The sequence below is a fragment of the Bradyrhizobium sp. BRP56 genome (genome assembly GCF_020194035.1).
Lineage (GTDB): Bacteria > Pseudomonadota > Alphaproteobacteria > Rhizobiales > Xanthobacteraceae > Bradyrhizobium > Bradyrhizobium australafricanum.
In genome coordinates this window covers 1-447 of the sequence record NZ_JADYVV010000204.1, presented here as the reverse complement: position 1 = coordinate 447, position 447 = coordinate 1, and the positions used below count along the sequence as shown (strand labels likewise).

At 67.1% G+C, this 447-nt stretch carries 1 protein-coding gene; it reads left to right on the top strand.

The genetic code is table 11. The features are described 5' to 3' along the window. Nucleotides 1-447, top strand: a 447-nt coding sequence (locus I6F38_RS43385) for a penicillin acylase family protein (RefSeq protein ID WP_225164715.1), incomplete at both ends; no start/stop codon positions are given.

Sequence of the window (447 nt, the reverse complement as noted above, 5' to 3'; positions counted from 1 at the left end):
CAACAACACCGAATACCGCTACAACGGCGGCTGGGAGCCCTTGAGCGTGCTGCACGAAACCGTGAGGGTGCGCGGCGGTGAACCCCGCCCCGTCGACCTGACCTTCACGCGCCACGGCCCCGTCATCTACATCGATGCCGAAAAGCACCGCGCGTATGCGGTGCGCTCCGCGTGGCTGTCGCCGGGCATGTCGCCGTATTTCGGCTCGGTCGGCTACATGCGCGCACGCACCTTCGCGCAGTTCAAGCAGTCGATGATGAACTGGGGTGCCCCCACCGAAAACCAGGTCTATGCCGACACGAAGGGCAACATCGGCTGGGTGCCGGGCGGTCTCGCCCCGATCCGTCCGAACTGGGACGGCCTGCTGCCGGTGCCCGGCGACGGCCGCTACGAATGGGCCGGTTTCTGGCGCGGCGACCAGCTGCCCAGCAGCTACAACCCCAAGTC